Source organism: Serratia sp. LACPHL-BACT-2024-00286, from assembly GCF_043109535.1.
Taxonomy (GTDB): Bacteria; Pseudomonadota; Gammaproteobacteria; order Enterobacterales; family Enterobacteriaceae; genus Serratia; species Serratia sarumanii.
This window is the reverse complement of sequence record NZ_JBICNA010000010.1, coordinates 91,438-115,448: the sequence shown is the minus strand read 5'-3', so window position 1 is coordinate 115,448 and position 24,011 is coordinate 91,438. Positions and strand designations below refer to the sequence as shown.

Sequence of the window (24,011 nt, the reverse complement as noted above, 5' to 3'; positions counted from 1 at the left end):
CCAGTACCCAGCGATCGCGCAACACGGCATCGTGCAGCCACTGCGGGCCGGAAACGTAAGGGATGCCACGTTCCAGCACCGCCTCCACGCACGGGTTGCCGCGCGTCATGGCGTTGCCGATGATCACCAGATCCGGCGCCGGATCCAGCTGGGCCGGATCATAACCCTGAATAAGATCGATCCCCTGGTTCTCCAGCAGCGTGCTCATCGGCGGATAGACGTTGGCGTCCGAACCGGTGACGTCATGCCCCAGTGAGCGCGCCAGCATCGCCAACCCGCCCATAAAGGTGCCACAGATCCCAAGAATGTGAATGCGCATAGGTTTCTCATGTGAGTGCATCGAATGTCGGCATATTCTAACGCTCAGAATCGTCCAGAAGAAATGGATTTGCCTATGAATAGCGCGCATCTTTGGGCTACACTGCACGCGAAAACGTTGGCGGTTTGTTAACAGGCCGCTATCCATCCGTAGATTCAGGGATTGTGTCATGAAAACGTTAGGCGAATTTATCGTCGAGAAACAGCACGACTTCTCTCACGCCACCGGCGAGCTGACCGCGTTACTTTCTGCAATTAAACTGGGCGCCAAAATCATCCACCGCGACATCAACAAGGCCGGCCTGGTTGATATTCTGGGCACCAGCGGGGTGTCCAACGTACAGGGCGAAGTTCAGATGAAACTGGACCTGTACGCGAACGAAAAACTGAAAGCGGCGTTGAAAGCGCGTGGTGAAGTTGCGGGTATCGCTTCCGAAGAAGAAGATGAAATCGTGATATTCGACGGCGAGCGAGCTGAAAATGCCAAGTATGTCGTTTTGATGGATCCGTTGGACGGTTCGTCCAACATCGATGTCAACGTCTCGGTCGGTACGATTTTCTCTATCTACCGTCGCATCACGCCGGTCGGCACGCCGGTGACCGAAGAAGACTTCCTGCAGCCGGGCAGCGCCCAGGTCGCAGCGGGTTATGTGGTTTACGGTTCGTCCACCATGCTGGTGTACACCACCGGTTACGGCGTCCACGCCTTCACCTACGACCCGTCTCTGGGCGTATTCTGCCTCTCCCACGAGAAAGTGCGCTTCCCGGCGAGCGGCAACATGTATTCCATCAACGAAGGCAACTACATCAAGTTCCCTCTCGGCGTGAAGAAATACATCAAATACTGCCAGGAGCAGGATGAAGCGACGCAGCGCCCTTACACCTCGCGCTACATCGGTTCTCTGGTGGCGGACTTCCACCGCAACCTGCTGAAAGGCGGCATCTACATCTACCCAAGCACCGCCAGCCACCCGCAAGGCAAGCTGCGCCTGCTGTACGAATGCAACCCGATGGCGTTCCTGGCCGAACAGGCCGGCGGTAAGGCCAGCGACGGCAAAAACCGCATTCTGGACATCACGCCGGTGAAACTGCACCAGCGCGCGCCATTCTTCGTCGGCACCAAGTCGATGGTAGAAGACGCGGAACGCTTCATCGCCGAAAACCCGGACGAGTAACGCGTTCTTTGCAAGGGTTCGGCACCGCGCCGAACCCTTATCGCCTTACAGCTTGAACGCCGCCATGCTCTGCGCCAGCAGCTGAGCCTGATCTTCCAGCGAGCGCGTCGCCGCCGCCGACTCTTCCACCAGTGCCGCATTCTGCTGCGCCACCTGATCCATCTGCGCCACCGCCAGGTTCACCTGTTCGATACCGCTGCTTTGTTCGCGTGTCGCCGCCGAGATCTCACGCATCAACGCCGTCACCCGGCCCACTTCGCCGGTAATGCCGCTCATGGTCTGCGCCGCCGACTCCACCATCTGCTCGCCTTCCTGCACCCGGTTCTGCGACGCTTCGATCAACCCTTTGATCTCTTTCGCCGACTGGGCGCTGCGCTGCGCCAGATTGCGCACTTCACCGGCCACCACCGCAAAACCGCGGCCCTGTTCGCCGGCGCGCGCCGCTTCCACCGCCGCGTTCAGCGCCAGGATATTGGTCTGGAAGGCGATGCCGTCCATCACGCTGATGATGTCGGCGATGCGGCGCGAGCTGTCGGTGATCGCCTGCATCTTGCTCATCACCTGGCTAACCACCTCGCTGCCCTGGTTGGCGATATCGGACACGCTCAGCGCCAGCTGGTTGGCCTGTTCGCAGTTCTCGGCGTTCATTTTCACCGTCGAGGTCAGCTGTTCCATGCTGGCGGCGGTTTCTTCCAGCGAAGCGGCCGATTCTTCGGTGCGCTGCGCCAGATGCAGGTTGCCGGCCGCCAGTTCGCGTGAACCGGTGTCAATCTGGCTGCTGGCGTCGCGCACTTTGCTGACCGAACTGGCCAGCGCCTGCTGCATGCGCTGCATCGCCCGCACCAGGCGGCCCATCTCGGTATCGCCCTCGCCGCGGATCTCGTGGGTCAGATCGCCGCCGGCGATGTGTTCCAGCTGCGCGATGGACTCGTCCAGCGGGCGCAGAATGATCACCCGCAGCGCGAACCAGGCCAGCACCGCCAGCAGCACGCTGAGCAGGCCCGCCACCACGATCAGCGAGATCTTGGTGCTGGCGTTGCTTTCCGCGTCATACACCTGCTGCGCGCCGAGCTTCATCGCGAAGCTGCGGAAATCGCTGAGATCCTTTTCGAACGCGATGCTCAACGCGGAGATGCGCGTTTCCTGAATATGATAATACTCATCGATTTTGCCGGCCTTGATAGCGGCGGCCATCGGCTTCACGCCCTGATCCAGATAGGCGCGGTAGCTGTTTTGCAGGCGGTTGGAGAGTTCGCGGCCGCGCTCGGTCACGGTGCCGACGCCGACAAAGCGCGCCATTTCCTTGTTCGACTGCTCGAGGTAACCGTAGATGCGGCCCACGGTGGCGTCGGAGACATCAGTCTGGCCGATCTCCCGTTGGCGCACCGCCAGCGAGGCGGCGGTTCTGGCGCGCAGCGTCAGGTTGGAGCTGTTGGCCAGCGAGCCCAGCTCTTCGCCGAGGATCTGGTTTAAGGTATGGATCGAGCGCGATCCTTCGTTAATCGCGTTGACGCCAATAACGCTGACCATGATCAGCAGCATGGTCATCAGGCTCAGCAGGGCGATCAGCCCAGCCTTCACCGTAATCTTTTTTAGCATGAGTTCTTCCCGGCTTCAGAATAGTGAGATCAGACGTAGTAGGGGTGGCAAAACGCGGAGCCAGCTTTGCTGGCTCATTATTGTTTGTTGAAGTTATCGGCAGGCGGAGGCAAAACTTCATGCCGCGGCGGGATTAATCTGGAAATTCTCCGTGCGCCGGCGCACTGGGTTTTCGACGATGAAAAGGGCAGGAAATCGCAAAAGAGTCCGCTATAATAGCCGCCACTCCATTTCTGGTTTGATGATTAAAGGAAACCGACATGAGCTTGAATCTGGTCCCTGCTGGCAAAGACCTGCCGGAAGACATCTACGTAGTAATCGAAATCCCGGCCAACGCCGATCCAATCAAATACGAAATCGACAAAGAAACCGGCGCGCTGTTCGTTGACCGTTTCATGTCCACCGCGATGTTCTACCCGTGCAACTACGGCTACATCAACCACACCCTGTCTCTGGACGGCGACCCGGTTGACGTGCTGGTCCCAACCCCATACCCGCTGCAGCCGGGCTCCGTGATCCGCTGCCGTCCGGTTGGCGTGCTGAAGATGACCGACGAAGCCGGTGAAGACGCCAAGCTGGTTGCGGTACCGCACAGCAAGCTGACCAAAGAGTACGATCACGTGAAAGACGTGAACGACCTGCCAGAACTGCTGAAAGCCCAGATCGCTCACTTCTTCGAGCACTACAAAGATCTGGAAAAAGGCAAATGGGTGAAAGTGGAAGGCTGGGCAGACGCTGCCGCGGCTAAAGCGGAAATCATCGCCTCGTTCGAACGCGCCGCCAAGAAGTAATGCCTGCCGCCGTCCGATGAAAAAACACCGCTCATTGAGCGGTGTTTTTTTTATTACTGTTCGTCGAGACGCTTCAGCCAGTCACCGCTGGTAATTCGCGGGTAACCGTCCACGCTGTGTTTGTACAGGTAGATCCACGCACTCCCATAAGGCGTCTGAATCAGCTCGCGCTTATAGTCCTTGGTGTTGCTTTTCAGTTCGTCCAGCTCTGCCAGAATCGATGAGTTAATACGATACACCTCGCAATGTATCGTGCCCTCTCCAGGGATCGCCGCCGGGTAATGGCCCAGATTATAAATCTGATAGCCTTCGAGCTCGTGCTCGCCGAGCCATTGGGCGTTGGTCATCCAATGGCTGTTTCCCTGTTTGCGCCGTAAACTGCCGTAGACAATTATTCGCATCGCTAAAACTCAAACTGATAGAGCAAATCTAATGCCTGGTCGAGACCAGACACCGCTTCAAGATACAACTTAGGCATCAGGCGATAACGCAACGTCAGCGTGGCCAAGGAGTCGAAGATGCCCACCCCATATTTTACTTGTAAGCCTGGGAGAACATAGCCGCTCACGACAACCTGGGAACTGTCGCCAACCCCCTGAGTGTCCAGAGCCAAATTACTTACGCCGAATGCCTCGCCGATTTTACCCACAAGTTGACCACTTTGTGCAACCCCCATGCCGATTAACATCGAGGTCATGGCGTTGCCGTCGGCGCCGGAGCTGCTCAAGCCCTGGCCGCGCAGCAGATAAGACAGGGCTTCCTGTTGCGATTTGGCCGGATCGGAGAACACTTCCAGCTTCGGCGCATCCGCCAGGCCGGTCACGCGCACGCCGGCGGTCACATCGTCCTCGGTGGATTCCGGGTTGCGGATCGCCTCGATATTCAGCAGCGGCTGATCCGGCGGGCCGGAGAACATCAGCTGCCCTTTACGCACGATCAAATCCTGACCATAAGCATGGAAGCGGCCGGAAGGGATGTCAATCTGGCCGTTGAGGCCCAGCCCTTTCTTGTCCTGCACCACCTTCAGGTCGCCCTTCAGACGGGCCTTGAGGCCGAACGCGTCCAGCCGCACGTCATTGCCGACGTGGATCATCAGATTGCTGTTGATCGGGATCGACGCGGTCTTCGGTTGAATCGGCTTCAGTTGGTCGTCCAGCATCACCTCGTCGGAAGAGACGCCCACCGCGCTTTCCGGCAGCTCCTGCACCGTGATGCGCGCCCAGGGAATGTCGACCTTGCCGTTGAGCGAGAACAGCTGCGGCGTGGCTTCGAACACCAGATCCGGCGACACGTCGATGCGGATCATCGGCGGCACCGTCACCCGCAGCTTATCGCCCTTGGCGGCAATGCGCGCACGCCAGGCGTTGATGTCACGCCAGTCGGCGTCGCCCGCCAGATTCAGCTGGCCGCGCGTGGTGCTGAGCAGCCCTTCCAGCGTCGAGGTCATGCCGTTGAAATTCACCGCCAGCCGCGCGTCGGTCATATCGAACGGCATCCAGTGCCCCTGCACCTTCGCCCGATCCAACGCCAGGCGCCCGAACACCAGCGGCTTCTGCGCGCTGCCGCCCAGGCGCAGGTTGGCGTTCAGCATGCCCGCCGCGCTTTCGCCCTTCATCAGCGCCGGGTTGATCAGCGCCAGTGAGATGTTGGTGATATTGACGTTGCCGCTGATGGTGCGCCGCACCTGCGGATCCGCCACCTGGATATTGCCGTCGAACTGGCCGTTGTTGGTCAGCTTGATCCGCCAGTCGGCCAGCGCGCGACCGTTGTTCAGGCCGGCGTTGAGGGTCAGCGTGTCGAAGGCGATCGGCAGCGCGTTGCCCTGCACCTGCTGCACCACTTTGACGCCGTTGCCGGCCAGCGTGACTTTCGCCTCCGGCAGCGCGCCGCCCGGTTTCCAGCTGACGTCGGCCCGGCCGGTGAACACCCCGCTCAGGGCGGTTTCCGGGCCGAGGAACGGCTTGATCATCGCCAGATCGAACCGGTTGAGCACCACGCTGGCCTGGCCGCTCTGGCCGGCTTCAATGGTCTTGGGCACGCACAGCTCGGCGTTCGGGTTCTGCCAACAGTGCGGCCCGACGCTGATTTTCTGCTCGGTGTTCAGGTAGTCCAGCGCGATGGCGCGAGTCAGGCGCCATTCCCCTACCGGCGTATCGAAGCGAGTGTTGTTCAGATTGCCGCGCCAGCGCTGCTGCTGACGATCGAAACTGCCCTGCAACGCCAGCTGGCCGGAGACCGGTTTGCCGTCGATCTTCAGCTGCAGCTGGTGCTGCTTCTCGCTGCCCTTGGCGTCGAGGGTCAGCAGGCTGACCTCCAGCGCATCCTGCTTCAGCTGCTCGACGCGTACCGCCAACTGCCCCTGAATCTGATCCGTGGAGCGCACGTCGCCGTCTATTTTCACGCGGTTGATGCGCAGCGCCTGCCACTGCAGGCCGGAAGCGGTCAAATCCGCCAGCAGCTGCGGCGCCTGCAGATTGCCGCGCAGCTTCAGCAGCCCTTTGGCGGTGCCGCCCAGGCCCGGCAGCGCGCCGTCCAGACGCGGCGCGTCGATGTTGGCGTCCAGGTTCCAGCTCTTCTCGTCCAGCTGCCCTTTGACGTTCAGTTGGTTACGCCCCAACGCCAGATCGATGCCGGGGATTTTCCACTGCCCGGCGGCGTTGCCGCTCAGCGTACCGCGCGCCGTGACCTTGTTCTGCTTCACGTTGCCGTCCAACTGCAGCACCGGCACCTGCAGCTGCCAGCTGCCGCCGTGCAGGCTGCCGCGCGTGGTGATCTTGCCGTCGAGTTTCGCCGGCCATTCCGGCCACTGCTTGGCGGTATTGATGCCGCTCAGCGTCAATTGCGAGTTCCAGCTGATGGCCTTGCTCCAGTCCACCAGCGCGGTGAGATCGGTATTGCCCTGCAGCGCCGCCAGCCGCAGGCGCTCCAGCTTGAACTGCTCGACGTTGCCTTTGCCGTCCAGCGTCAGCACCGCCGGCGGCAGATCCTGGCCTTTCAGATTGGCGCGCGTCGACAGCGCGTAGTCGGTCGCCTTGCCGTTAAAGCGCAGGCGGAAATCGTTGACCTGATACTGCGCCTCGCCGCTCAGCGGCCATTTCAGCTGCTTGCTCTGCAACGTCAGCGCCAGCGGCAGGCCGGCTTCGGCCAGCCGGGTTTGCACATCGAGCTGGGCGCCGACCGGGCCGGACAGGTTCAGCGCCACCTTCAGCTCGTCACGCAGCCCGCCGCCGACGTTCAGCTTCACCTTCTCGCCCTTCAGCGGTTCGATGTTCAGCGCGCTGTTGGCGGTCAGGGACACCGGCCAGTCGCCGGTCAGTGTCGCCTGCCCCTGCAGCGACAGCGTGCCCTGCGGCGACTTCACGTCGAAGTTGTCCAGCTGGATATGTTGATCCTGCGTGCTGGCCTGCAGCAACAGGCTCGTGATCAGCACGTCGGTATCGCCGGTCAAGCGCAGCTGCTCGCCGCTGATCTCTTTGACGGTGATATCCAGCGGCAGGCGGATGTCCGGCAGATCCGGCAACAGCGGTTTGGCGAACAGTTCCTTCAGCGTTTCGCCCAGCGGCTTCTCTTCCGGCTGAGGTGCCGGCTTCGCCGCGTCGGTAACCTGCTCGCCGACCTTTTTCGCCACCTCGACCGCCGGCTGCACCGCTTCCGGCAGCGGGTTTTGCGGGGTTTTCGGCAAGGCGATCAGCAGCGAGCCGATCTTGGTCGGCATCAGCGTCAGCGCGCGCTCTTGCCACTGCGCGCCGGTGCGGAACTCGGCCAGCGAGATGGCGGTGTCGTCGACGGTGACCTTGACGTTGTTCAACGCCAACAGGCGCAGCGTGATCGGGTAAGGCGTGCTGAGATTGGTGGTCGGCTCACTGCTCTCCTCCACCGGCGCGGAAGGCGCCATCTCTTTGGTGTTCACCGCCACGTCCACATCCTGGGCGGTCAAGGCATTGACGCACAGCGAGCTGCGCTTAAAGCAGGAGAGATCGAGCGACAGATGGAACTGCCCGGCGTTGACCGTCACGCCCGGCATCTGATACTTCACGCCCTTCAGCGTCAGATCGCGCCAGCCGCCGCTGACGCCGGCGATCTCCAGCCCCGGCACCCAGCGCGCCGCGCCGTTGATGACCATATGCAAACCGGTGGTGGTGCCTATCAGGAAGGCCAGGCCGCCGATCAGCAACAGCAGAACGACCAGAAATCCGAGACAAATCTTTTTAACCAGGCTCATAGTTCAGGCCCCAAACCGATGTAGAACTGCATCCCGTGGGTGTCCTTGTCTCCCACAGGCGCGGCGATATCCAGCTTCACCGGCCCCACCGGCGACTGCCAGCGCACGCCTACGCCGGCGCCGGTCTTGAAGTTGCTCTTCTTGATATCGTTCACCGCTTCACCGGAGTCGACGAACATCGCCCCCCACCATTTGCCGGTCACGTTGTATTGGTACTCCAGCGAGCCGGTCAGCATCTTGGAGGCGCCGGTCAGCTTGCCGTCGTCACCGCGCGGCGAGATGTCTTTGTACTTGTAGCCGCGAATGCTGCGGTCACCGCCGGCGAAGAAGCGCAGATCCGGCGGCACCTTGTCGAAGTCGTTGGTTTCTATCCAGCCCACCTGCCCGCGCGCCACAAAACGATGCTTGTCGGCCAGGGTGCGGATCCAGACGTTCTGCGCCTGCATCAGCGCAAAGTCCACGCCGGAGCCCCAGGAGGTGTCGGACACGTCGATAGAGTAGCGCTGGCTGTCGCCCCAGGTCGGCATCAGACCGCCGCGCGAACGGGTGCGGCTGAAGCTGACGCCAGGATACAGCAGCATGGTGGTGTTGCTGACGTTACCCTGGGTAAAGTTATCCCAGCGCCAGGTCAGGTTGATCGCCCGCTGCCAGCCGCTGGAAAGATCCCAGTTGCGCGAGGCCACCACTTTGGAGGTGACGGACTTGGTGTCGTTAAGATCGACGTTCTTGAGGCCGCCCTGCAGCAGGTAATACTGCTCCAGCGGGTTCTTCAGCAACGGGATCTTGTAGGTCAGATCCAGCTGCTGCTCCGGTGCCGACACGCTGGCGCTGGTTTCCAGACTATGCCCGCGATCGTTGAGCCAGGGCTTTTTCCAGGTGCCTTTCACCCGCGGGCCGACGTCGGTGGAGTAGCCGATACCGGTTTCGACGGTGTTGCGCGTGCGCGGCGTCACCAGCGCGTCCAACGGCAAAATCTTGTTCTCTTTGGCATCGTTGAAATCAGGGGATACCACCACCGAGTTGAACCAGTTGGTGGCGGACAAACGGCGGTTCAGCTCGGCCAAATCCTCCGAACTGTAGTAATCCCCCTGATGAAAGGGCACCAGATTTTGCAGATAGTCTTCGCGGATTTGCGAACCGGTGAATTTCACCTTGCCGAAGCGGTAACGTTCGCCGCTGTTGAAATCGATATCCCAAAACGCCTTGTGCAGATCTTCGGCCACGCCGAGTTGGCTTTTGGTCATGTCGGCGTCGAAGTAGCCTTTGCGCAGCGCCAGGCCGGTGAGCGAGCCTTTGAAACTGTCATACTTGCCGTGGTTGAGGATCTCGCCGATGGTCGGCCGCCCCTTCTTCACCAGCGCCAGATAGTCCTCATCGGTCTTCGCGCCGCCTTCCAGCACGATGTTGGCGCCGGCGATACGCACCGGTTCGCCCGGATTGACCTTGGCGTGCAGCACCGGGCGCGACATCCCCGGCCGATCGTCCAGCGTAAACTCGATGGTCGGCTGGTAATAGCCGAGCGCGCGCAGCCCCTGGCGCACCGCCTCATCCACCCGCGCGCGGAAGCGCCCGTCGGTGCCGACCTCTTCAGGCGTGATCGACGACAGCCGCACCCGGACGTTTTTTTCCAACTCTCCGCTTAACCCCTCCACCTGCAAGCGCACGTTGGCCGCATAGGCCGCAGGTGCCGCAAGCAACACAGATATCAAGCACATGACCGGGTACTTTGGCACGTGTTCTCCTTATTGATTTTACTTTCCTGTTATGGTGTTCGCTCCGGGGCCAGGGCAGACTCCGCGCTATCATGACGGCAGCCCTCTTCAACCTTGTTCCGGACGCCGCCCGCCGCGCTTGCCACCACCGCGCAACAGGCGAATTCTTCACTTTTGGCGCTCAAAATACTGCGTTAAGCTTATACATAAACTCAACTTGCCACTTATTGTGGGCAAAGACGCGGTGAGATACAACCGAACCGCCCCCATGTAGGGTCAATTCTTACTGTGACAACAGGAGTCAACCGTGGTGCCATTTTTTGATAAATCACAAACCGTCGATAAGGCAAGCGCGCTGCCTGGCCGCACCACGCCAATGCCTGTCGCAACGCTCAACGTGGTCACCGAACACTCGATGACCCAGGTGCCGGCAGGCATGGAGGTGGCGATCTTCGCCATGGGCTGTTTCTGGGGCGTCGAGCGCCTGTTCTGGCAGCAGCCGGGCGTCTACAGCACCGCCGCCGGCTACAGCGGCGGCTACACGCCGAACCCGACCTACCGCGAAGTGTGCAGCGGCCAGACCGGCCACGCCGAAGTGGTGCGCGTGGTGTTCGATCCGCAGGTCGTCAGCTACAAACAGCTGCTGCAGGTGTTCTGGGAAAATCACGATCCGGCGCAGGGCATGCGCCAAGGCGGCGACGTCGGCACCCAGTACCGCTCGGCGATTTATACGCTGAGCCCGGAGCAGCAGGCCGAGGCGGAAAGCAGCCTGCAGCGCTTCCAGCAGGCGATGGAGGCGGCGGGCGACAAGCGCGTCATCACTACCGAGATCGCGCCGGCGCTGCCGTTCTATTACGCGGAAGACGATCATCAGCAGTACCTGTTCAAGAATCCGGAAGGCTACTGCGGGCTGGGCGGCATCGGCGTTTGCCTGCCGCCGCAGGGCTGATCCGATGCCGGCCGGCGGCACTTTTTTAACCGCTGGCGGCCCCTGTGGGGCAACTGCTATACTGTGCGGGCCGCTTCTGCGGCCCGATAGCTTCCCTTCTGGTTGTTATCGCTGCTTTTTTTACTATGTACTACCCTTCCTCAAGAGCGCCGGCATCCCGTCGGCACGTATGGATAGATTATGTTAAACAGTATTTTACTGATTCTTTTTCTGATCGCGGTGAGTGCGTTCTTCTCACTGTCGGAAATCTCTCTGGCCGCCTCGCGCAAGATCAAACTGAAGCTGATGGCGGACGAAGGCAACGTCAACGCCGCCAGAGTGCTTAAACTGCAAGAAACCCCAGGCATCTTCTTCACCGTGGTGCAGATCGGCCTGAACGCCGTGGCCATCCTCGGCGGTATCGTCGGCGACGCGGCTTTCTCTCCCACCTTCAAGGTGTTGTTCGATCGTTTCCTGTCGCCCGAACTGGCGGAACAGGTCAGCTTCATCTGCTCCTTCGTGCTGGTGACCAGCCTGTTTATCCTGTTCGCCGATTTGACCCCGAAGCGCATCGGTATGATTGCACCAGAGACGGTCGCCGTCCGGATCATCAACCCGATGCGTTTCTCCATCATGATCTTCCGCCCGCTGGTGTGGTTCTTCAACGGCATGGCCAACCTGATCTTCCGTATGTTCAAGCTGCCGATGGTGCGCAAGGACGACATCACCTCCGACGACATCTACGCGGTGGTGGAAGCCGGCGCCCTGGCGGGCGTGCTGCGCAAGCAGGAACATGAGCTGATTGAAAACGTGTTCGAACTGGAATCGCGCACCGTGCCGTCTTCGATGACCTCGCGCGAAAGCGTGGTGTACTTCGACCTGCGCGAAAGCGAAGAGAGCATCAAGGAGAAGGTCTCGACCCATCCGCACTCCAAGTTCCTGGTGTGCGACGGCCATATCGATCAGGTGGTCGGCTACGTCGACTCCAAAGACCTGCTGAACCGCGTGCTGGGCAACCAGAGCCTGGTGCTGAGCAGCGGCGTGCAGATCCGCTCGGCGCTGATCGTGCCGGATACGCTGACGCTGTCCGAAGCGCTGGAAAGCTTCAAGACCGCCGGCGAAGACTTCGCGGTGATCCTCAATGAATATGCGTTGGTGGTGGGCATCATCACCCTCAACGACGTGATGACCACGCTGATGGGCGATTTGGTCGGCCAGGGCCAGGAAGAGCAGATCGTGGCGCGCGACGAAAGCTCATGGCTGATTGAGGGCGGCACGCCGATCGACGACGTGATGCGCGTGCTGGATATCGACGAGTTCCCGCAGGCGGGCAACTACGAGACCATCGGCGGCTTTATGATGTATATGCTGCGCAAGATCCCGAAACGCACCGACTTCGTCAAATACGCCGGCTACAAGTTCGAAGTGGTGGATATCGACAGCTACAAGATAGACCAGCTGCTGGTCACCCGGCTGAGCGACAAACCGGCGGCGGTGCTGCCGAAAGCGCCGGAAGACACCCCGTAGCTTGACGGCGATAAGACAAAAACATCAGCGGCCCCATCGGGGCCGCATTTTTTTACCGCTGTCAGCGAGGTGTTCACCCCATCTCGGCCTGCAGCAGCAGCACCTGACGGTTCACTTCAGACATCACGCTGAAATGGCGCTTGTCGCGAATCTTCGGCGGCAGGATTTTCCCCTCGTCGAATTCAAATGCGCCCACGTCCTTGATATACAGCCTTCCGCGAAACAGGGTCTTAACGTACTTCGCCACTTTCAAAGGGTTATAACGCTGGAAGATTCTCATTCTTTTACGCTCCTCCCGTTGATCCATGCGCTCAGCGAGCCGCCAAAGGTGGCAGCCTCGAAATTCAGAACGCAACTTGATTGCATGTAGTAGACCCAGTAAAGACCAGATCGTTCACTTCTGCCCGGTGATCTGCACTGGATTTACACTTTTTGACAGAATTGTATATGATAATTTATAACGTTTTCAGGATATCCCTTCAAAATCTGATGATTAGCGAACCAAGGGAAAATCTGCGATCCGGTTAACAGGACAGACCTCTTATCACATCCTATGCTTTAGGCTGTCGAAGTGCTGTCGCACAAATTCCCCCCATTACAAGGAGAAAGCATGAAAACAAGTCGCATGCTGATGGTATCCCTGCTGCTCGCCCCGCTTTTCGCTTCCGCGCACAACTTCCAGCTCCAGCAGCGCGTGGCGCCGGTCGGCGTCAGCGACAAAGGAGAGCTCAATTACGCTGAAGGTAATTTTAGCTACCAGAACTGGAACAGCGCGCAGCTCAGTGGAAAAGTGCGAGTGATACAACATATTGCCGGCCGCAGCTCCGCCAAAGACATGAACGACCCACTGATTGAAGCGATCAAGAAGGCGAAGCTACCACACGATCGTTACCAAACGACGACAATCGTCAACACCGACGATGCCCTGATGGGCACCGCGATGTTCGTGCGCAGCAGCATTGAAGACAGCAAGAAGGAGTTCCCGTGGTCGCAGTTTATCGTCGACAGCGACGGTAACGTGCGCAAGGCCTGGGATCTGCAGCCGAAAGGCTCCGCCATTGTGGTGCTGGATAAGCAAGGGCGCATTCAGTTTGCCAAAGACGGCGCGCTGACGCCGGAAGAGGTGCAGCAGGTGATGTCCAAGCTGCACCAGCTGTTGGCGAACTAACTCAGAACAGCGACACCCGGAAGCCGGGGTTGAGGAAGGATTCACGCGGGGTATAGAGCAACGGCTTGCCCTGCCAATCGTGAATTTGCGCCCCGGCGGCCACCGCCACCGCATGCCCTGCGGCGGTATCCCAAATGTTGGTCGGCCCGAAGCGCGGATAGAGCTGTGCCTTGCCTTCCGCCACCAGGCAAAACTTCAGCGAGGAACCGACGGACACGGTCTGGTGCTCGCCCAGCTGCTGCAGATAATCTTTCAGCTCGTCGTCGATATGCGAGCGGCTCACCACCACCAGCGGCGGATGCGCGTTGCTGACGCCGATCGCCTGCCGCACGCCCTTCTCTTCTTTCCAGGCCTTGCCGCGCTCCGCCAGATACAATACGTCTATCGCCGGCGCGTACACCACGCCCATCACCGCCTGCCCCTCTTCAATCAGAGCGATATTGACCGTGAACTCACCGTTGCGGTGCAAGAACTCTTTGGTGCCGTCCAGCGGATCGACCAGCCAGTAACGCGTCCAGCTGCGGCGCTCTTCCCACGCCGGCGGATCTTCTTCCGACAGCAGCGGCACCTCGGGCGTCAGCGCCGCCAGGCCGCGCTTGATGATGTGATGCGCCGCCAGATCGGCCGCCGTCACCGGTGAATCATCTTTTTTCTGTGCGACATCAAGCGGTTGTTCACCGTCGTACACCGCCATGATCGCCGCCCCCGCCTCGCGGGACAGTTGGCAAATTCGCTCTAACATCATGCACCTCAACTCTGCATCTCCGTGGGAAATTTCCCTCTGTCTCTGCTAGCAGACTAGTTTTTTTTACGCCGAATATCCATCTCAACCGGCTAACCCCCGGGAATTCCTCAGATCTTGTTGGGCGCAACTGTGAACTTCCCCGCGTTACCTGCCGCCGTTTTCTGCCACACTTCACAGTTTACTGTGGCAAGCAATGTTAATTACATTTCCCTCTGCGATAACACTCGAATAATGGAATGGAGAGCCCCCAAATGATGAAGCATCCACTGACGCTGTCCGCGCTTGCGCTGCTGGTGTGCGCCTCGGCGCAGGCGGCGACCGTCGATCTGCGCGTGCTGGAAACCACCGATCTGCACAGCAACATGATGGACTTCGATTACTACAAGGACACGCCGACCGACAAGTTCGGCCTGGTGCGCACCGCCAGCCTGATCCAGCAGGCGCGCCAACAGGCTACCAACGCGGTGTTGGTGGACAACGGCGACATCATTCAGGGCAGCCCGCTCGGCGACTACATGGCGGCCAAGGGGTTGAAGCCGGGCGACGTGCACCCGGTCTATAAGGCGATGAACACGCTGGACTACGTGGTCGGCAACATCGGCAACCATGAATTCAACTACGGGCTGGACTACCTGAAGAACGCCATCGCCGGCGCCAAATTCCCGTACATCAACGCCAACGTCATCGACGCCAAAACGCAAAAACCGCTGTTCACGCCCTACATCATCGTCGATACGCCGGTGAAAGACCGCGACGGCAAGGCGCATACGCTGCGCATCGGCTACATCGGCTTCGTGCCGCCGCAGATCCTGGTGTGGGATAAAGCTAACCTGCAGGGCAAAGTGACGGTGGACGACATCACCGCCACCGCCAAGCGCTACGTGCCGGAAATGCGTAAACAGGGCGCCGATCTGGTGGTGGCGATCCCGCATTCCGGGCTGTCCAACGAGCCTTACAAGGCAATGGCGGAAAACTCGGTCTATTACCTCAGCCAGGTGCCGGGCATCGACGCCATCATGTTCGGCCACGCCCATGCGGTGTTCCCGAGCAAGGACTTCGCCAATATCAAAGGCGCGGATATCGATAAAGGCCTGCTGAACGGCGTACCGGCGGTGATGCCGGGCCAATGGGGCGATCATCTCGGCGTGGTCGACCTGCAGCTCAACAACGATGGCGGCAGCTGGAAAGTGACCGCCGCCAAAGCGGAAGCGCGGCCGATCTACGACAAAGAGAACAAGAAATCGCTGGCGGCGGAAGACGCCGCGCTGGTGAAAGTGTTGGCGGACGATCACAAGGGCACGCGCGAGTTCGTCAGCCAGCCGATCGGCAAATCCGACGGCAACATGTACAGCTACCTGGCGCTGGTGCAGGACAATCCGACGGTGCAGATCGTCAACAATGCGCAGAAGGCCTACGTTGAACATTACATTCAGGGCGATCCGGATCTGGCCGATCTGCCGGTGCTGTCGGCGGCGGCGCCGTTCAAGGTCGGCGGCCGCAAGAACGATCCGGCCAGCTTCGTCGAAGTGGAAAAGGGCCAGCTCACCTTCCGCAACGCCGCCGATCTCTATCTCTACCCCAATACCCTGGTAGTAGTGAAGGCCAGCGGCAAAGAGGTGAAAGAGTGGCTGGAGTGCTCCGCCGGCCAGTTCAACCAGATCGACGTCAACAGCGCCAAGCCGCAGGGCTTGATCAACTGGGACGGATTCCGCACCTATAACTTCGACGTGATCGACGGCGTCAACTACCAGATCGACGTCAGCCAGCCGGCACGCTACGACGGCGAATGCCAGCTGATCAACGACAAGGCGGAGCGCATCAAGCAGCTGACCTTCAACGGCAAGCCGATCGATCCGAACGCCACCTTCCTGGTCGCCACCAACAACTACCGCGCCTACGGCGGCAAGTTTGCCGGCACCGGCGACAAACACATCGCCTTCGCTTCGCCGGATGAGAACCGTTCGGTGCTGGCGGCCTACATCAGCGCCGAAACCCAACGGCACGGCGCGGTGCATCCGCAGGCGGACAACAACTGGCGTTTGGCGACCTTCAACAGCCAGCAGCCGCTGGATATCCGCTTCGAGACTTCGCCGTCGGACAAAGCGACGGCGTTTATCAAGGAGCACGCTCAATATCCGATGACCGCCGAGGGCAATGACCGTATCGGCTTCACGGTCTATCGCATCGATTTAAGCGCGAAATAATCACCCGGCCGGGGCAATCCCCCCGGCCATCTTCGCTATTTTCCCACTGGCGCGCCCTTTAAATTGCATTTAAAATACATGTTATAAAATTCCTTCGTTTAAAGAGGCACTACCATGGATTACCGCAACCAATCCCTTGGCGCGCTCGCCATCGCCATTCCCCGGGCATCCCGGCTGTTTCGCCAGCATCAGCTGGATTTCTGCTGCGGCGGCCGGCAGTCGCTGGCGCGCGCCGCCGAGCGTAAAGGGCTGGACATCGACCAGTTGGAGAACGCGCTGGCCGCACTCGCCGCCACGCCGGAACAAAGCCGGGACTGGCGCACAGCGCCGCTCGGTGAGGTGATCGATTACATTCTGCCGCGCTTTCATCAGCGGCACCGCGAGCAATTGGCAGAACTGGTGCTGATGGCGGAAAAAGTCGAACGCGTGCACGGCGACAAACCCAGCTGCCCGCGCGGGTTGGCGAAGCAGCTGAACCTGATCCGTCTGGATCTGGAGAATCACATGATGAAAGAGGAACAGATCCTGTTCCCGCTGATCAAACAGGGCATGGGGCCGCAGGCCGCCGGACCGATTTCGGTGATGGAGCATGAACATGACGAGGCGGGTGAGCAGCTGGAAGTGGTGAAGTTCCTCACCGATAACGTGACGCCGCCGGAGGGCGCCTGCACCACCTGGCGAGCGCTGTACACCGGCATCGATGAGTTTATCGGCGATCTGATGGAGCACATCAGCCTGGAAAACAATCTGCTGTTCCCGCGCGCGCTGCGCGGCGCATAAAATAAGGGCGCCACGAAGGCGCCCGGAGCAATCCTCGGTGGGATTACAGGATTTCCAGCAGCTCGACGTCGAACACCAGCGCGCTGAACGGCGGGATGGACGCGCCTGCGCCACGCTCGCCGTAGGCCAGGTTATGCGGGATATACAGCTGCCATTTGGAGCCGACCGGCATCAGGGTCAGCGCTTCGATCCAGCCTGGGATCACGCCGCTGACCGGGAATTCTGCCGGCTGGCCGCGCTCGACCGAGCTGTCGAACACGTCGCCGTTGATCAGACGACCGGTGTAGTGCACGCGCACGCGGTCCTGACGGGAGGGGATCGGGCCGTTGCCCTGCTCCAGCACGGAGAACTGCAGGCCGGACTCGGTCAGCGTCACGTCGTCGCGCTTGGCGTTGTCGTCCAGGAATTTCTGGCCTTCAACGGCCATCGCCTGCTGGCGCTCGCGGCGCACCGCGTCCGCACGCTCGTGGATTTCACGCAGCGCACGGTGCACCACGTCTACCGGAACCGCCGGGGCATTCCCTTCCAGCGCGTCACGCAGGCCCGCCAGCAAAGCTTCCGGTTGCAAACCTTCCAGCCCGGACTCTTGCAGCTGCTGGCCGACCTGTAAACCAATCCCGTAACTTGCTTGCGCTTCAACGCTGTCAAAAGAAGGGGTTGTCATGGGGTTTTCCTTAAGTCTGTAAAAAGTCGAAAGCGCAGCATAACAGCGCGTCAATGCCGGGTAAAATCTTGTGTGGAGAATGATGACTTTTGTCGTAGAAAAAGAAACAATAACCTTCTGTTAACGCCCGCAGCCGCAAACCCCGGCCCTGCCGCTCAGCCGCCTTTCACTTCAATCAGTTAGCGGACTATACTGAAAGCAGGATATCGGGCAGGCGACGCGCTTGCCGCGCCGCGCTCATTATTTCGCCGTCGAAGAGAGGTCACCATGGGCAGAATCGCGCCCAGGAGAAGGAAAACCACCCGCATCTACCAGCCGCTGCTGCGCACCTGGCTGAACGTCAGCCAGCGCCTGAAATCGGGCGCCGCACCCACGTCTGAAGGCGCGGAACCGCCATCGGAGCCACCGCCGGCCAACGACAAAATGCAGCAGGTCAAAGCGCTGCTGGCCAAAGTCTGGCATCTGCCGGACGGTTTCCATTGGATGGAGCCGCTGCCCTACTTTCACCGCCGCTGGGTGCTGATCTTCGGTATCATCCTGCTGCTGGCCCTGCTGTGGCCCTACTCGCCCGAAAGACAGCCGTTCCCGGTTTCCCAGCAGGAAACCAGCGTGCCGCTGCAGGCCGAGCGGCAAAACGGCGGCACCACGTCTGCCAACGAACCAACGCCGGCGGGCAACTGGCAGCGTTACCAAATCCAGCCCGGCCAGACCCTGGCCCAGCTGTTTCGCGACAACAATCTGCCGGTGAATGAAGTGTTCGCCATGGCGCAGGTGGAAGGCGGCGACAAGCCGCTGAGCAACATGAAAGCCGGCCAGGAAGTGCGCATCGAACGCGGCGCCAACGGCGTGATTAACGCGCTGTCGGTCACCACAGTGGACAATAGCCAGGCGCTGTTCCGCCGCCAGGCCGACGGCAGCTACCGCCGGGAACGCTAATCCCTACAGCTGCGCCAGCAAAAACTCGCGCAGCACCACGCCCTGGTTGTGCTCGGTATCTTTGCTGCCATACAGCAGCGTCAGCGCTTGCCCCTGCCGTAACAGCGCCACCAGCGGCCGCCAGGCGTCGTTGGCCGCCAGCTGTTGGCGGTAACGCGCCTCGAAGACCGCCCACTGGTCGGTATGCTGATGGAACCACTTGCGCAGTTCGTCATCCGGCGCCACCTGTTTCAGCCACTGCACGCCCGTCAGCCGCTCCTTGCTGATGCCGCGCGGCCATAGCCTGTCTATCAGATAACAGTGTTCCGGCGCCGGCGCGCTGAAATCGTAAACCCGCTGTAGCGTAATCTTTGCCATCGCACGCTCTCCTTTTTATCCCGTCTTCAAGCGTAGCGCGTTTTGCCGGGCGCAGAAAAGCAAAACGCCAGCGCGAGGCTGGCGTTTTAACCGGGTTAACAGCAGCGTAAATTACGCTTCTGCAACCACAACTACATTCAGCTGTGCGAACACGTCGCTGTGTACCTGGAAGTGCACTTCGTGCTCGCCAGTGGTACGCAGAACGCCGTTCGGCAGACGAACTTCGCTCTTGGCAACTTCAACGCCTGCCGCAGTCACTGCGTCAGCGATGTCGCGGGTGCCGATAGAGCCGAACAGTTTACCTTCGTCGCCAGATTTGGAAGCGATGGTGACTGAACCCAGTTCGTTGATCTTGGTTGCGCGAGCTTCAGCAGCAGCCAGAACGTCAGCCAGTTTGGCTTCCAGTTCAGCACGGCGTGCTTCGAAGAACTCAACGTTTTTCTTGGTAGCAGGAACAGCTTTGCCCTGTGGTACCAGGAAGTTACGAGCGTAGCCCGCTTTAACGTTAACTTGATCACCCAGGCTGCCCAGGTTTGCTACTTTATCAAGCAGAATAACTTGCATTACCTTATCCTCTCAAAGTCGTTAATGGACAGTGGCCGATTACTGATGACGATCAGTGTACGGCAACAAAGACAGGTAGCGCGCGCGCTTGATAGCACGGGCCAGCTGGCGCTGATATTTTGCACGAGTACCGGTGATACGGCTCGGTACAATTTTACCACTTTCGGTGATGTAGTTTTTCAGCGTAGCGATGTCTTTATAGTCAATCTCTTGAACGCCTTCCGCGGTGAAACGGCAGAACTTGCGACGACGGAAATAACGTGCCATTTGGCTAGTCTCCAGAATCTATCAATTCAATCTGCTCGGCATGCAGAACCAATTTGCTCAGCCCGTTGCGCCCTTGATGGCAGCTTACAAAGCCTTGCACGGTAATCTGACTGCCGACCGTTAATCTTTGAGTTAGTGCTTGTGACTGTTGTCCGCTGACAACCACGGGCATTCGGCACCATGCTTGTCTGCTGAATCCGGCTTCCATCTGCTGCGAACGGTGCTCTAGCACAAATTGGCAGTGCGGTATCCCGGAAGGACTCACTTTTCGAACCGGCGCCTTGCACACAGTGCCCGACAAAACCAGACGATTAGCCGTCACGGCGGCAATTACTCTTCAGAATCCCCAGCATCTGCATCATCTGCGGTTTCGTTAGCGAAGTCTTCGCGGCGATCGCCACGACGTTCGTCTTTCGCTTTAACCATCGGAGATGCTTCAGTTACCGCGTGCTTAACGCGCATAACCATGCTGCGGATAACGGCGTCGTTGAAGCGGAAGTTAGTTTCCAGCTCATCGATCGCTTCCTGCGGCGCTTCAACGTTCAGCAGAACGTAGTGAGCCTTGTGCAGTTTGTTGATCGGATAAGCCAGCTGACGGCGGCCCCAGTCTTCCAGACGGTGAATCTGACCTTGCGCGTTAGTGATGGTAGCACTGTAACGCTCGATCATGCCCGGAACCTGTTCGCTTTGGTCAGGATGGACCATAAAAACGATTTCGTAATGACGCATCGAATTGCTCCTTACGGATTATTCAGCCTCCTGTCAGGGTCAACCGCGGCCCATGGAAGCAAGGAACGTGTTTAGTGTGCGGCTGAAAAATGACGCGTAATCATACTGACACAGGGCGGGAAACTCAAGGACTGCGTGGGTTTTATTCGCGTTAATGCGAGGCGTTATGGGAAATAGCACGATTTGCTCGTGGGAGAACCTATGTACGCCGATCCATCGGTTTCAAAAATCTTTCAATGAAATCAGCGCTGAGTCACAAATCTATTTCACTTTTTTTGAAAGAGGCCATCAAAAGACCCCGCTTTTTAATCCGCCGCAACGGACTAAAATTAACCATATCCGCCGCAGACAGCGCGACGAAAAAGATTCCAGGTTATTCAATGCAGATAAATGACTTTTTGCCGCAGCGACACTCGCTGTCAGGCCGTAACGGCAAAAAGTAAGAGAGGCACTATGAAACGCATCATTCTCGCAACGGCGCTGGCCGCCCTGTTCTCCGCCAACGTAATGGCCGCCACGGAGATCACGTCGCACCAGGCCGATCAACGCCAGAGCGTCGGCTTCGTCACCCTGAACCAGAACGTGGTTTCGCCGGATGACGCCAGCAGCCAGGTCAGTAAAATCGCCGATCAACGCGGCGCGACCTCTTATCGCATCATCGCCCTGCACGAACCGGGCGACAACAGCACGATGCACGTCAGCGCCGAGCTGTATCGCTAAAGAGACAAGCCACGCCAGGGAAATCCCCAGGGCTTCATCAGAAAGCCCGTTCAGTCCGCACCGGAGCGCCGCTCGTTGGGCGCTCCGCTTTCCTCATCAGAGCTTGAGCAGCGCCGGCATGCTGAACGCCTTGCCCGGATTGTGCAATTGCAGCGCCGTCCGCAGATAGTTCGTTCGCGTTTGCAGCAGCTCTGCGCTTTCCGCCAGCGTCGCCCGCTGTTCGAACGAGAGCGCACCGGCTGCCGCGGGGTGAGTGGGCGCCGCTTTCGCCGCGGAGGCGAACAGCGCCGTCACGTTTTGCATCGTCTGCGCGGTGATGCGCGACAGCGGATTCGCCTTGTTTTGCCGCGCCTTGCCGTCGGCGGCCCCCAACATCTCGCTGAAGGCCGCTGAGTTAAGCTCGGCGCGTGCTTTCATCGTTCCCATTAAACCGTCCGCACTGCCGATGTTTTTTATCATGCCCTTTGCTCCTTGCTGCCCTGAAAGAATTCTCGCTGGCATTCTCCCCTTTATTCGGCCAAACGATGGCCGAAACAGCAGGCACAGAGCGGTGCAATTCCAGGCATCGCGCCAGGATGCGTACTACAGCTCGCGGCGGAAGAAGTCGGCCGTGGCGGACAGCGCCAGCGGCGTGATGCGGTGCTTCACCCCCGGTTCGACGAGCGACGTCAGACGGCTGCCCGCACCTTGCCGGCGCAGTTCAGCCGCCAAACGCAGGCTGTCCGCCGCCGGCACCACGTCGTCCGTCTCGCCGTGCCACAGCAGCAGCGGCCGCCCGGCGATCGTCTCCAAACGCCCCTCCAGCTCATATTCCGCCAGCACGGCGGTGCGCGCCGCAAACGCCGCCGGCGAGAGCGCCTCGCCCTCTGCGCCCAACGGCGGATACAGCGTTTGCGCCAGCGAACGGTAATAGCCGGAACCCATCAGGCTGGCGGCCGCCCGGACCCACGGGAAGCGCGCGAAGGCGCCAAGCGCGGTCATGCCCCCCATAGAGGCGCCGGCGACGCCGATACGCCCGTCGGCAATCAGGCCGAGCCGCTCAAAATGCGCCTTGATCTGCGGCAGCTCGTCGATATTGCTGCGCAGGATCTCCCAAAACGTGGCCAGACGCCGCGCCTCATCGCCGTCGAACCGCTCGCCGTGCCGATCGGCATCCGGCAATACCACCCGAAAACCGACGCGCGCCAGCGCATAGGCGAAGTAGGCGTACACCTCTTTCGACGAGGTATAGCCGTGACAGAAAAACACCGTCGGCAACGGCCGATGATACTGCCCCGCCGGCACCGCATGGATCACCGCGATATCGCCCGCCCGCTCGTCATGAATTTCGATCATCCGTTCATCCTCAACGCACCTGTTGGCATTCATCATGACAAACTTGCGCCGGCCAGCGTTAGCTCAATCTGTTCCAGCTTATATTGCGTTACACTGAAGCCATCTACCGGCTCTTCCGAGGTCATCATGACGCTTGTCCGTACACTCATCATCCTGACGCTGGCCGCACAGCTTTCCGCCTGCGGCATCATGACCACCACGCCGAAACCGCCGCCGCCGCCCACCGCACAGGCGCAGGAGATCGTCCGCGCGCAGACCGCCGAGCTGGTGAAGATAGGTACCGTCACCGCCGTAGTGCGCGGCAGCCCGATGGACGTGGAAGCGGAGATCCAGCGCAAGGCCACCGCCGCCGGCGCCCGGTATTACGTGATCATCATGAACAGCGAAACCGTCGTGCCGGGCCAATGGTATTCCCAGGCGATCCTGTATCGGTAAGGCGGGGATTTTTTAAGCAGATTTACACTGGCTTTGCACAGGCTGAAGTAGGGTGTTGCACACTGGCGGACAGCATGCCGCATGTTGCGGGTGCGATTCAGGATCTGACGAAGGGGAACGCCATGAAACGCTCCACCGCACTCACCTCCCTCCTGCTTTCAGTAGGGCTGCTCAGCACCGGCGCACAGTCCGCCGAACTGGCGCCCGCCGATCGCGTGACGCCGCTCAGTGAAATCGCCGAGATCACCTTTAACGATCTGCCCGGTTCACCGCAGGAGGCGGAGCAGGCCATCGCCCGCACCGCCGGCCAGCACGGCGCCAGCTATTACCGCATCCTGCGGATGGAAGAACAGGCGCACCCGCTTGGCTGGCGCGCCTCGGCCATCTTATACCTTTAATAGCTCATGCAAGCCGCATTCAACACGCCGCCGCTGACGGAGACGCCCCCCAGGAAAATCCCGGCGGCCAGGTGGTTCGCTTCGATCTTGTCGCTGATGCGCGGCATGTAGATCTTCACGGCCGCGAACAACAGCAGTTGCACCACCAGCGCCACCACGCCCCACAGCAGGTAATCCAGCAGGCTGATCGAGTTGATCGCCGCGCTGGCCAACGGGATCACATACCCCAGGCAAGCGCCGATGAAAGCAAAGGCGGCGGATTGGTTATCGGCCTTGATCAACGCCCATTCGTCGTGCGGGGTGATGCGGGTATAGACGAACAGAAACACCAAAACCATGGCGAAACCGCTGAAGAAGTAAGAGGCGAACGCCGCCAACGCGCTGAGAATATCCATGTGCATTTTCCTGTCAGAGTGAGACTGAATTAAAAAGGTTTT

Annotated in this window: 28 protein-coding genes; 12 read left to right on the top strand and 16 right to left on the bottom strand. The window is 59.9% G+C overall.

Features of this window, described 5'->3' with window-relative positions; all coding sequences use genetic code 11:
* On the bottom strand, positions 1 to 319 hold a 319-nt coding region (locus ACF8MC_RS23470; protein WP_392424143.1), incomplete at its 3' end, for a Mur ligase domain-containing protein.
* 169 nt (positions 320 to 488) lie between these two features.
* Between ACF8MC_RS23470 and fbp the strand changes: the two genes are divergently transcribed.
* Complete coding sequence (fbp, locus tag ACF8MC_RS23465) at positions 489 to 1,493, top strand: class 1 fructose-bisphosphatase (protein WP_004933587.1); 1,005 nt, start codon at positions 489 to 491, stop codon at positions 1,491 to 1,493.
* A gap of 45 nt (positions 1,494 to 1,538) precedes the next feature.
* Here the strand turns inward: fbp and ACF8MC_RS23460 are convergent, their stop codons facing one another.
* Positions 1,539 to 3,092: a methyl-accepting chemotaxis protein gene (locus tag ACF8MC_RS23460; RefSeq protein ID WP_033636809.1), complete on the bottom strand. Its 1,554-nt coding sequence runs from the start codon at positions 3,090 to 3,092 to the stop codon at positions 1,539 to 1,541.
* Between the two features lie 260 nt (positions 3,093 to 3,352).
* Here ACF8MC_RS23460 and ppa point away from each other — a divergent pair, with 260 nt between their 5' ends.
* Positions 3,353 to 3,883, top strand: a complete 531-nt coding sequence (ppa, locus tag ACF8MC_RS23455) for an inorganic diphosphatase (RefSeq protein ID WP_004933594.1) — start codon at positions 3,353 to 3,355, stop codon at positions 3,881 to 3,883.
* A gap of 53 nt (positions 3,884 to 3,936) precedes the next feature.
* On the opposite strand, the gene ACF8MC_RS23450 is transcribed toward ppa, so the two are convergent.
* From ACF8MC_RS23450 to ACF8MC_RS23440, 3 genes are read right to left on the bottom strand one after another with little or no spacing between them, the layout of a single operon-like run.
* Positions 3,937 to 4,284, bottom strand: a complete 348-nt coding sequence (locus ACF8MC_RS23450; protein WP_033648686.1) for a gamma-glutamylcyclotransferase — start codon at positions 4,282 to 4,284, stop codon at positions 3,937 to 3,939.
* 2 nt (positions 4,285 to 4,286) lie between these two features.
* The gene (locus tag ACF8MC_RS23445) at positions 4,287 to 8,105 is read right to left on the bottom strand and encodes a translocation/assembly module TamB domain-containing protein (RefSeq protein WP_039567824.1); all 3,819 of its coding nucleotides are present in this window, start codon (positions 8,103 to 8,105) and stop codon (positions 4,287 to 4,289) included.
* Positions 8,102 to 9,820 (bottom strand): autotransporter assembly complex family protein, encoded by a 1,719-nt coding sequence (locus tag ACF8MC_RS23440; protein WP_194243329.1) that lies wholly within the window; start codon positions 9,818 to 9,820, stop codon positions 8,102 to 8,104. The genes ACF8MC_RS23445 and ACF8MC_RS23440 overlap by 4 nt, the downstream gene beginning before the upstream one ends.
* 304 nt (positions 9,821 to 10,124) lie before the next feature.
* Here ACF8MC_RS23440 and msrA point away from each other — a divergent pair, with 304 nt between their 5' ends.
* Together msrA and ACF8MC_RS23430 are read left to right on the top strand one after the other, a co-directional pair.
* Complete coding sequence (gene msrA / locus ACF8MC_RS23435; protein WP_033648689.1) at positions 10,125 to 10,766, top strand: peptide-methionine (S)-S-oxide reductase MsrA; 642 nt, start codon at positions 10,125 to 10,127, stop codon at positions 10,764 to 10,766.
* A 180-nt stretch (positions 10,767 to 10,946) separates the two neighbouring features.
* Complete coding sequence (locus ACF8MC_RS23430) at positions 10,947 to 12,272, top strand: hemolysin family protein (protein WP_033636802.1); 1,326 nt, start codon at positions 10,947 to 10,949, stop codon at positions 12,270 to 12,272.
* 73 nt (positions 12,273 to 12,345) lie between these two features.
* Here ACF8MC_RS23430 and ACF8MC_RS23425 read toward each other — a convergent pair whose 3' ends face one another.
* On the bottom strand, positions 12,346 to 12,552 hold the full coding sequence (locus ACF8MC_RS23425; RefSeq protein ID WP_033636801.1) for a DUF1107 domain-containing protein: 207 nt from the start codon (positions 12,550 to 12,552) through the stop codon (positions 12,346 to 12,348).
* Between the two features lie 330 nt (positions 12,553 to 12,882).
* Between ACF8MC_RS23425 and ACF8MC_RS23420 the strand changes: the two genes are divergently transcribed.
* The gene (locus ACF8MC_RS23420) at positions 12,883 to 13,440 is read left to right on the top strand and encodes a YtfJ family protein (RefSeq protein WP_033636799.1); all 558 of its coding nucleotides are present in this window, start codon (positions 12,883 to 12,885) and stop codon (positions 13,438 to 13,440) included.
* 1 nt (position 13,441) lies between these two features.
* Here ACF8MC_RS23420 and cysQ read toward each other — a convergent pair whose 3' ends face one another.
* On the bottom strand, positions 13,442 to 14,182 hold the full coding sequence (gene cysQ, locus ACF8MC_RS23415) for a 3'(2'),5'-bisphosphate nucleotidase CysQ (RefSeq protein ID WP_033638653.1): 741 nt from the start codon (positions 14,180 to 14,182) through the stop codon (positions 13,442 to 13,444).
* A 254-nt stretch (positions 14,183 to 14,436) separates the two neighbouring features.
* Between cysQ and ACF8MC_RS23410 the strand changes: the two genes are divergently transcribed.
* Both ACF8MC_RS23410 and ytfE read left to right on the top strand, forming a co-directional pair.
* The gene (locus ACF8MC_RS23410) at positions 14,437 to 16,389 is read left to right on the top strand and encodes a bifunctional 2',3'-cyclic-nucleotide 2'-phosphodiesterase/3'-nucleotidase (RefSeq protein WP_164105450.1); all 1,953 of its coding nucleotides are present in this window, start codon (positions 14,437 to 14,439) and stop codon (positions 16,387 to 16,389) included.
* Between the two features lie 114 nt (positions 16,390 to 16,503).
* Entirely contained in the window at positions 16,504 to 17,169 is a 666-nt protein-coding gene (gene ytfE, locus ACF8MC_RS23405) for an iron-sulfur cluster repair protein YtfE (RefSeq protein WP_033648691.1), read from the top strand.
* 43 nt (positions 17,170 to 17,212) lie between these two features.
* Here ytfE and fklB read toward each other — a convergent pair whose 3' ends face one another.
* A complete protein-coding gene (fklB, locus tag ACF8MC_RS23400) occupies positions 17,213 to 17,833 on the bottom strand; it encodes an FKBP-type peptidyl-prolyl cis-trans isomerase (RefSeq protein WP_004933618.1) in 621 nt (206 codons plus the stop codon).
* Positions 17,834 to 18,100: 267 nt separating this feature from the next.
* On the opposite strand from fklB, the gene ACF8MC_RS23395 reads away from it, so the two are divergent.
* Positions 18,101 to 18,769, top strand: coding sequence for an OapA family protein (locus tag ACF8MC_RS23395; protein ID WP_060451788.1), 669 nt, complete (start codon positions 18,101 to 18,103; stop codon positions 18,767 to 18,769).
* A 3-nt stretch (positions 18,770 to 18,772) separates the two neighbouring features.
* Here the strand turns inward: ACF8MC_RS23395 and ACF8MC_RS23390 are convergent, their stop codons facing one another.
* The 5 genes from ACF8MC_RS23390 to rpsF all read right to left on the bottom strand — a co-directional run bounded on the left by ACF8MC_RS23390 (position 18,773) and on the right by rpsF (position 20,686).
* Positions 18,773 to 19,126: a DUF488 domain-containing protein gene (locus ACF8MC_RS23390; protein WP_033648693.1), complete on the bottom strand. Its 354-nt coding sequence runs from the start codon at positions 19,124 to 19,126 to the stop codon at positions 18,773 to 18,775.
* A gap of 111 nt (positions 19,127 to 19,237) precedes the next feature.
* A complete protein-coding gene (rplI, locus tag ACF8MC_RS23385; RefSeq protein WP_004933629.1) occupies positions 19,238 to 19,690 on the bottom strand; it encodes a 50S ribosomal protein L9 in 453 nt (150 codons plus the stop codon).
* 39 nt (positions 19,691 to 19,729) lie between these two features.
* Positions 19,730 to 19,957, bottom strand: coding sequence for a 30S ribosomal protein S18 (gene rpsR, locus ACF8MC_RS23380; protein WP_000135199.1), 228 nt, complete (start codon positions 19,955 to 19,957; stop codon positions 19,730 to 19,732).
* Between the two features lie 4 nt (positions 19,958 to 19,961).
* Positions 19,962 to 20,279 (bottom strand): primosomal replication protein N, encoded by a 318-nt coding sequence (gene priB, locus ACF8MC_RS23375; protein ID WP_049233092.1) that lies wholly within the window; start codon positions 20,277 to 20,279, stop codon positions 19,962 to 19,964.
* Positions 20,280 to 20,287: 8 nt separating this feature from the next.
* On the bottom strand, positions 20,288 to 20,686 hold the full coding sequence (rpsF, locus tag ACF8MC_RS23370) for a 30S ribosomal protein S6 (protein WP_004933634.1): 399 nt from the start codon (positions 20,684 to 20,686) through the stop codon (positions 20,288 to 20,290).
* 236 nt (positions 20,687 to 20,922) lie between these two features.
* Here rpsF and ACF8MC_RS23365 point away from each other — a divergent pair, with 236 nt between their 5' ends.
* Both ACF8MC_RS23365 and ACF8MC_RS23360 read left to right on the top strand, forming a co-directional pair.
* Positions 20,923 to 21,129, top strand: a complete 207-nt coding sequence (locus ACF8MC_RS23365) for a hypothetical protein (protein ID WP_125863085.1) — start codon at positions 20,923 to 20,925, stop codon at positions 21,127 to 21,129.
* A gap of 10 nt (positions 21,130 to 21,139) precedes the next feature.
* A complete protein-coding gene (locus ACF8MC_RS23360; protein ID WP_033636793.1) occupies positions 21,140 to 21,406 on the top strand; it encodes a DUF1471 domain-containing protein in 267 nt (88 codons plus the stop codon).
* A gap of 96 nt (positions 21,407 to 21,502) precedes the next feature.
* Here the strand turns inward: ACF8MC_RS23360 and ACF8MC_RS23355 are convergent, their stop codons facing one another.
* Together ACF8MC_RS23355 and yjfP are read right to left on the bottom strand one after the other, a co-directional pair.
* Positions 21,503 to 21,865, bottom strand: coding sequence for a hypothetical protein (locus ACF8MC_RS23355; protein WP_033654896.1), 363 nt, complete (start codon positions 21,863 to 21,865; stop codon positions 21,503 to 21,505).
* Positions 21,866 to 21,988: 123 nt separating this feature from the next.
* A complete protein-coding gene (gene yjfP, locus ACF8MC_RS23350) occupies positions 21,989 to 22,741 on the bottom strand; it encodes an esterase (RefSeq protein ID WP_043148251.1) in 753 nt (250 codons plus the stop codon).
* A gap of 126 nt (positions 22,742 to 22,867) precedes the next feature.
* On the opposite strand from yjfP, the gene bsmA reads away from it, so the two are divergent.
* Positions 22,868 to 23,176, top strand: coding sequence for a biofilm peroxide resistance protein BsmA (gene bsmA, locus ACF8MC_RS23345; protein ID WP_033648696.1), 309 nt, complete (start codon positions 22,868 to 22,870; stop codon positions 23,174 to 23,176).
* 122 nt (positions 23,177 to 23,298) lie between these two features.
* Complete coding sequence (locus ACF8MC_RS23340; protein ID WP_033638652.1) at positions 23,299 to 23,574, top strand: DUF1471 domain-containing protein; 276 nt, start codon at positions 23,299 to 23,301, stop codon at positions 23,572 to 23,574.
* Here the strand turns inward: ACF8MC_RS23340 and ACF8MC_RS23335 are convergent.
* Positions 23,571 to 23,969: a DUF350 domain-containing protein gene (locus ACF8MC_RS23335; RefSeq protein ID WP_033636787.1), complete on the bottom strand. Its 399-nt coding sequence runs from the start codon at positions 23,967 to 23,969 to the stop codon at positions 23,571 to 23,573. The genes ACF8MC_RS23340 and ACF8MC_RS23335 overlap by 4 nt on opposite strands.
* Positions 23,970 to 24,011 lie beyond the last annotated feature (42 nt).

Excerpts from the sequence above, each read along its gene's own strand:
- ACF8MC_RS23445 (WP_039567824.1), bottom strand. The coding sequence starts at position 8,105 with ATGAGCCTGGTTAAAAAGATTTGTCTCGGATTTCTGGTCGTTCTGCTG.
- ACF8MC_RS23420 (WP_033636799.1), top strand. The coding sequence starts at position 12,883 with ATGAAAACAAGTCGCATGCTGATGGTATCCCTGCTGCTCGCCCCGCTT.
- ACF8MC_RS23355 (WP_033654896.1), bottom strand. The coding sequence starts at position 21,865 with ATGATAAAAAACATCGGCAGTGCGGACGGTTTAATGGGAACGATGAAA.
- rpsR (WP_000135199.1), bottom strand. The coding sequence starts at position 19,957 with ATGGCACGTTATTTCCGTCGTCGCAAGTTCTGCCGTTTCACCGCGGAA.
- ACF8MC_RS23390 (WP_033648693.1), bottom strand. The coding sequence starts at position 19,126 with ATGGCAAAGATTACGCTACAGCGGGTTTACGATTTCAGCGCGCCGGCG.
- ACF8MC_RS23425 (WP_033636801.1), bottom strand. The coding sequence starts at position 12,552 with ATGAGAATCTTCCAGCGTTATAACCCTTTGAAAGTGGCGAAGTACGTT.
- fbp (WP_004933587.1), top strand. The coding sequence starts at position 489 with ATGAAAACGTTAGGCGAATTTATCGTCGAGAAACAGCACGACTTCTCT.
- ACF8MC_RS23340 (WP_033638652.1), top strand. The coding sequence starts at position 23,299 with ATGAAACGCTCCACCGCACTCACCTCCCTCCTGCTTTCAGTAGGGCTG.
- ACF8MC_RS23450 (WP_033648686.1), bottom strand. The coding sequence starts at position 4,284 with ATGCGAATAATTGTCTACGGCAGTTTACGGCGCAAACAGGGAAACAGC.
- rplI (WP_004933629.1), bottom strand. The coding sequence starts at position 19,690 with ATGCAAGTTATTCTGCTTGATAAAGTAGCAAACCTGGGCAGCCTGGGT.
- ACF8MC_RS23460 (WP_033636809.1), bottom strand. The coding sequence starts at position 3,092 with ATGCTAAAAAAGATTACGGTGAAGGCTGGGCTGATCGCCCTGCTGAGC.
- cysQ (WP_033638653.1), bottom strand. The coding sequence starts at position 14,182 with ATGTTAGAGCGAATTTGCCAACTGTCCCGCGAGGCGGGGGCGGCGATC.
- ytfE (WP_033648691.1), top strand. The coding sequence starts at position 16,504 with ATGGATTACCGCAACCAATCCCTTGGCGCGCTCGCCATCGCCATTCCC.
- ACF8MC_RS23410 (WP_164105450.1), top strand. The coding sequence starts at position 14,437 with ATGATGAAGCATCCACTGACGCTGTCCGCGCTTGCGCTGCTGGTGTGC.
- ACF8MC_RS23395 (WP_060451788.1), top strand. The coding sequence starts at position 18,101 with ATGGGCAGAATCGCGCCCAGGAGAAGGAAAACCACCCGCATCTACCAG.
- ACF8MC_RS23335 (WP_033636787.1), bottom strand. The coding sequence starts at position 23,969 with ATGGATATTCTCAGCGCGTTGGCGGCGTTCGCCTCTTACTTCTTCAGC.
- ACF8MC_RS23430 (WP_033636802.1), top strand. The coding sequence starts at position 10,947 with ATGTTAAACAGTATTTTACTGATTCTTTTTCTGATCGCGGTGAGTGCG.
- ACF8MC_RS23360 (WP_033636793.1), top strand. The coding sequence starts at position 21,140 with ATGAAACGCATCATTCTCGCAACGGCGCTGGCCGCCCTGTTCTCCGCC.
- bsmA (WP_033648696.1), top strand. The coding sequence starts at position 22,868 with ATGACGCTTGTCCGTACACTCATCATCCTGACGCTGGCCGCACAGCTT.
- yjfP (WP_043148251.1), bottom strand. The coding sequence starts at position 22,741 with ATGATCGAAATTCATGACGAGCGGGCGGGCGATATCGCGGTGATCCAT.
- fklB (WP_004933618.1), bottom strand. The coding sequence starts at position 17,833 with ATGACAACCCCTTCTTTTGACAGCGTTGAAGCGCAAGCAAGTTACGGG.
- rpsF (WP_004933634.1), bottom strand. The coding sequence starts at position 20,686 with ATGCGTCATTACGAAATCGTTTTTATGGTCCATCCTGACCAAAGCGAA.
- ACF8MC_RS23440 (WP_194243329.1), bottom strand. The coding sequence starts at position 9,820 with ATGTGCTTGATATCTGTGTTGCTTGCGGCACCTGCGGCCTATGCGGCC.
- ppa (WP_004933594.1), top strand. The coding sequence starts at position 3,353 with ATGAGCTTGAATCTGGTCCCTGCTGGCAAAGACCTGCCGGAAGACATC.
- ACF8MC_RS23365 (WP_125863085.1), top strand. The coding sequence starts at position 20,923 with ATGAAATCAGCGCTGAGTCACAAATCTATTTCACTTTTTTTGAAAGAG.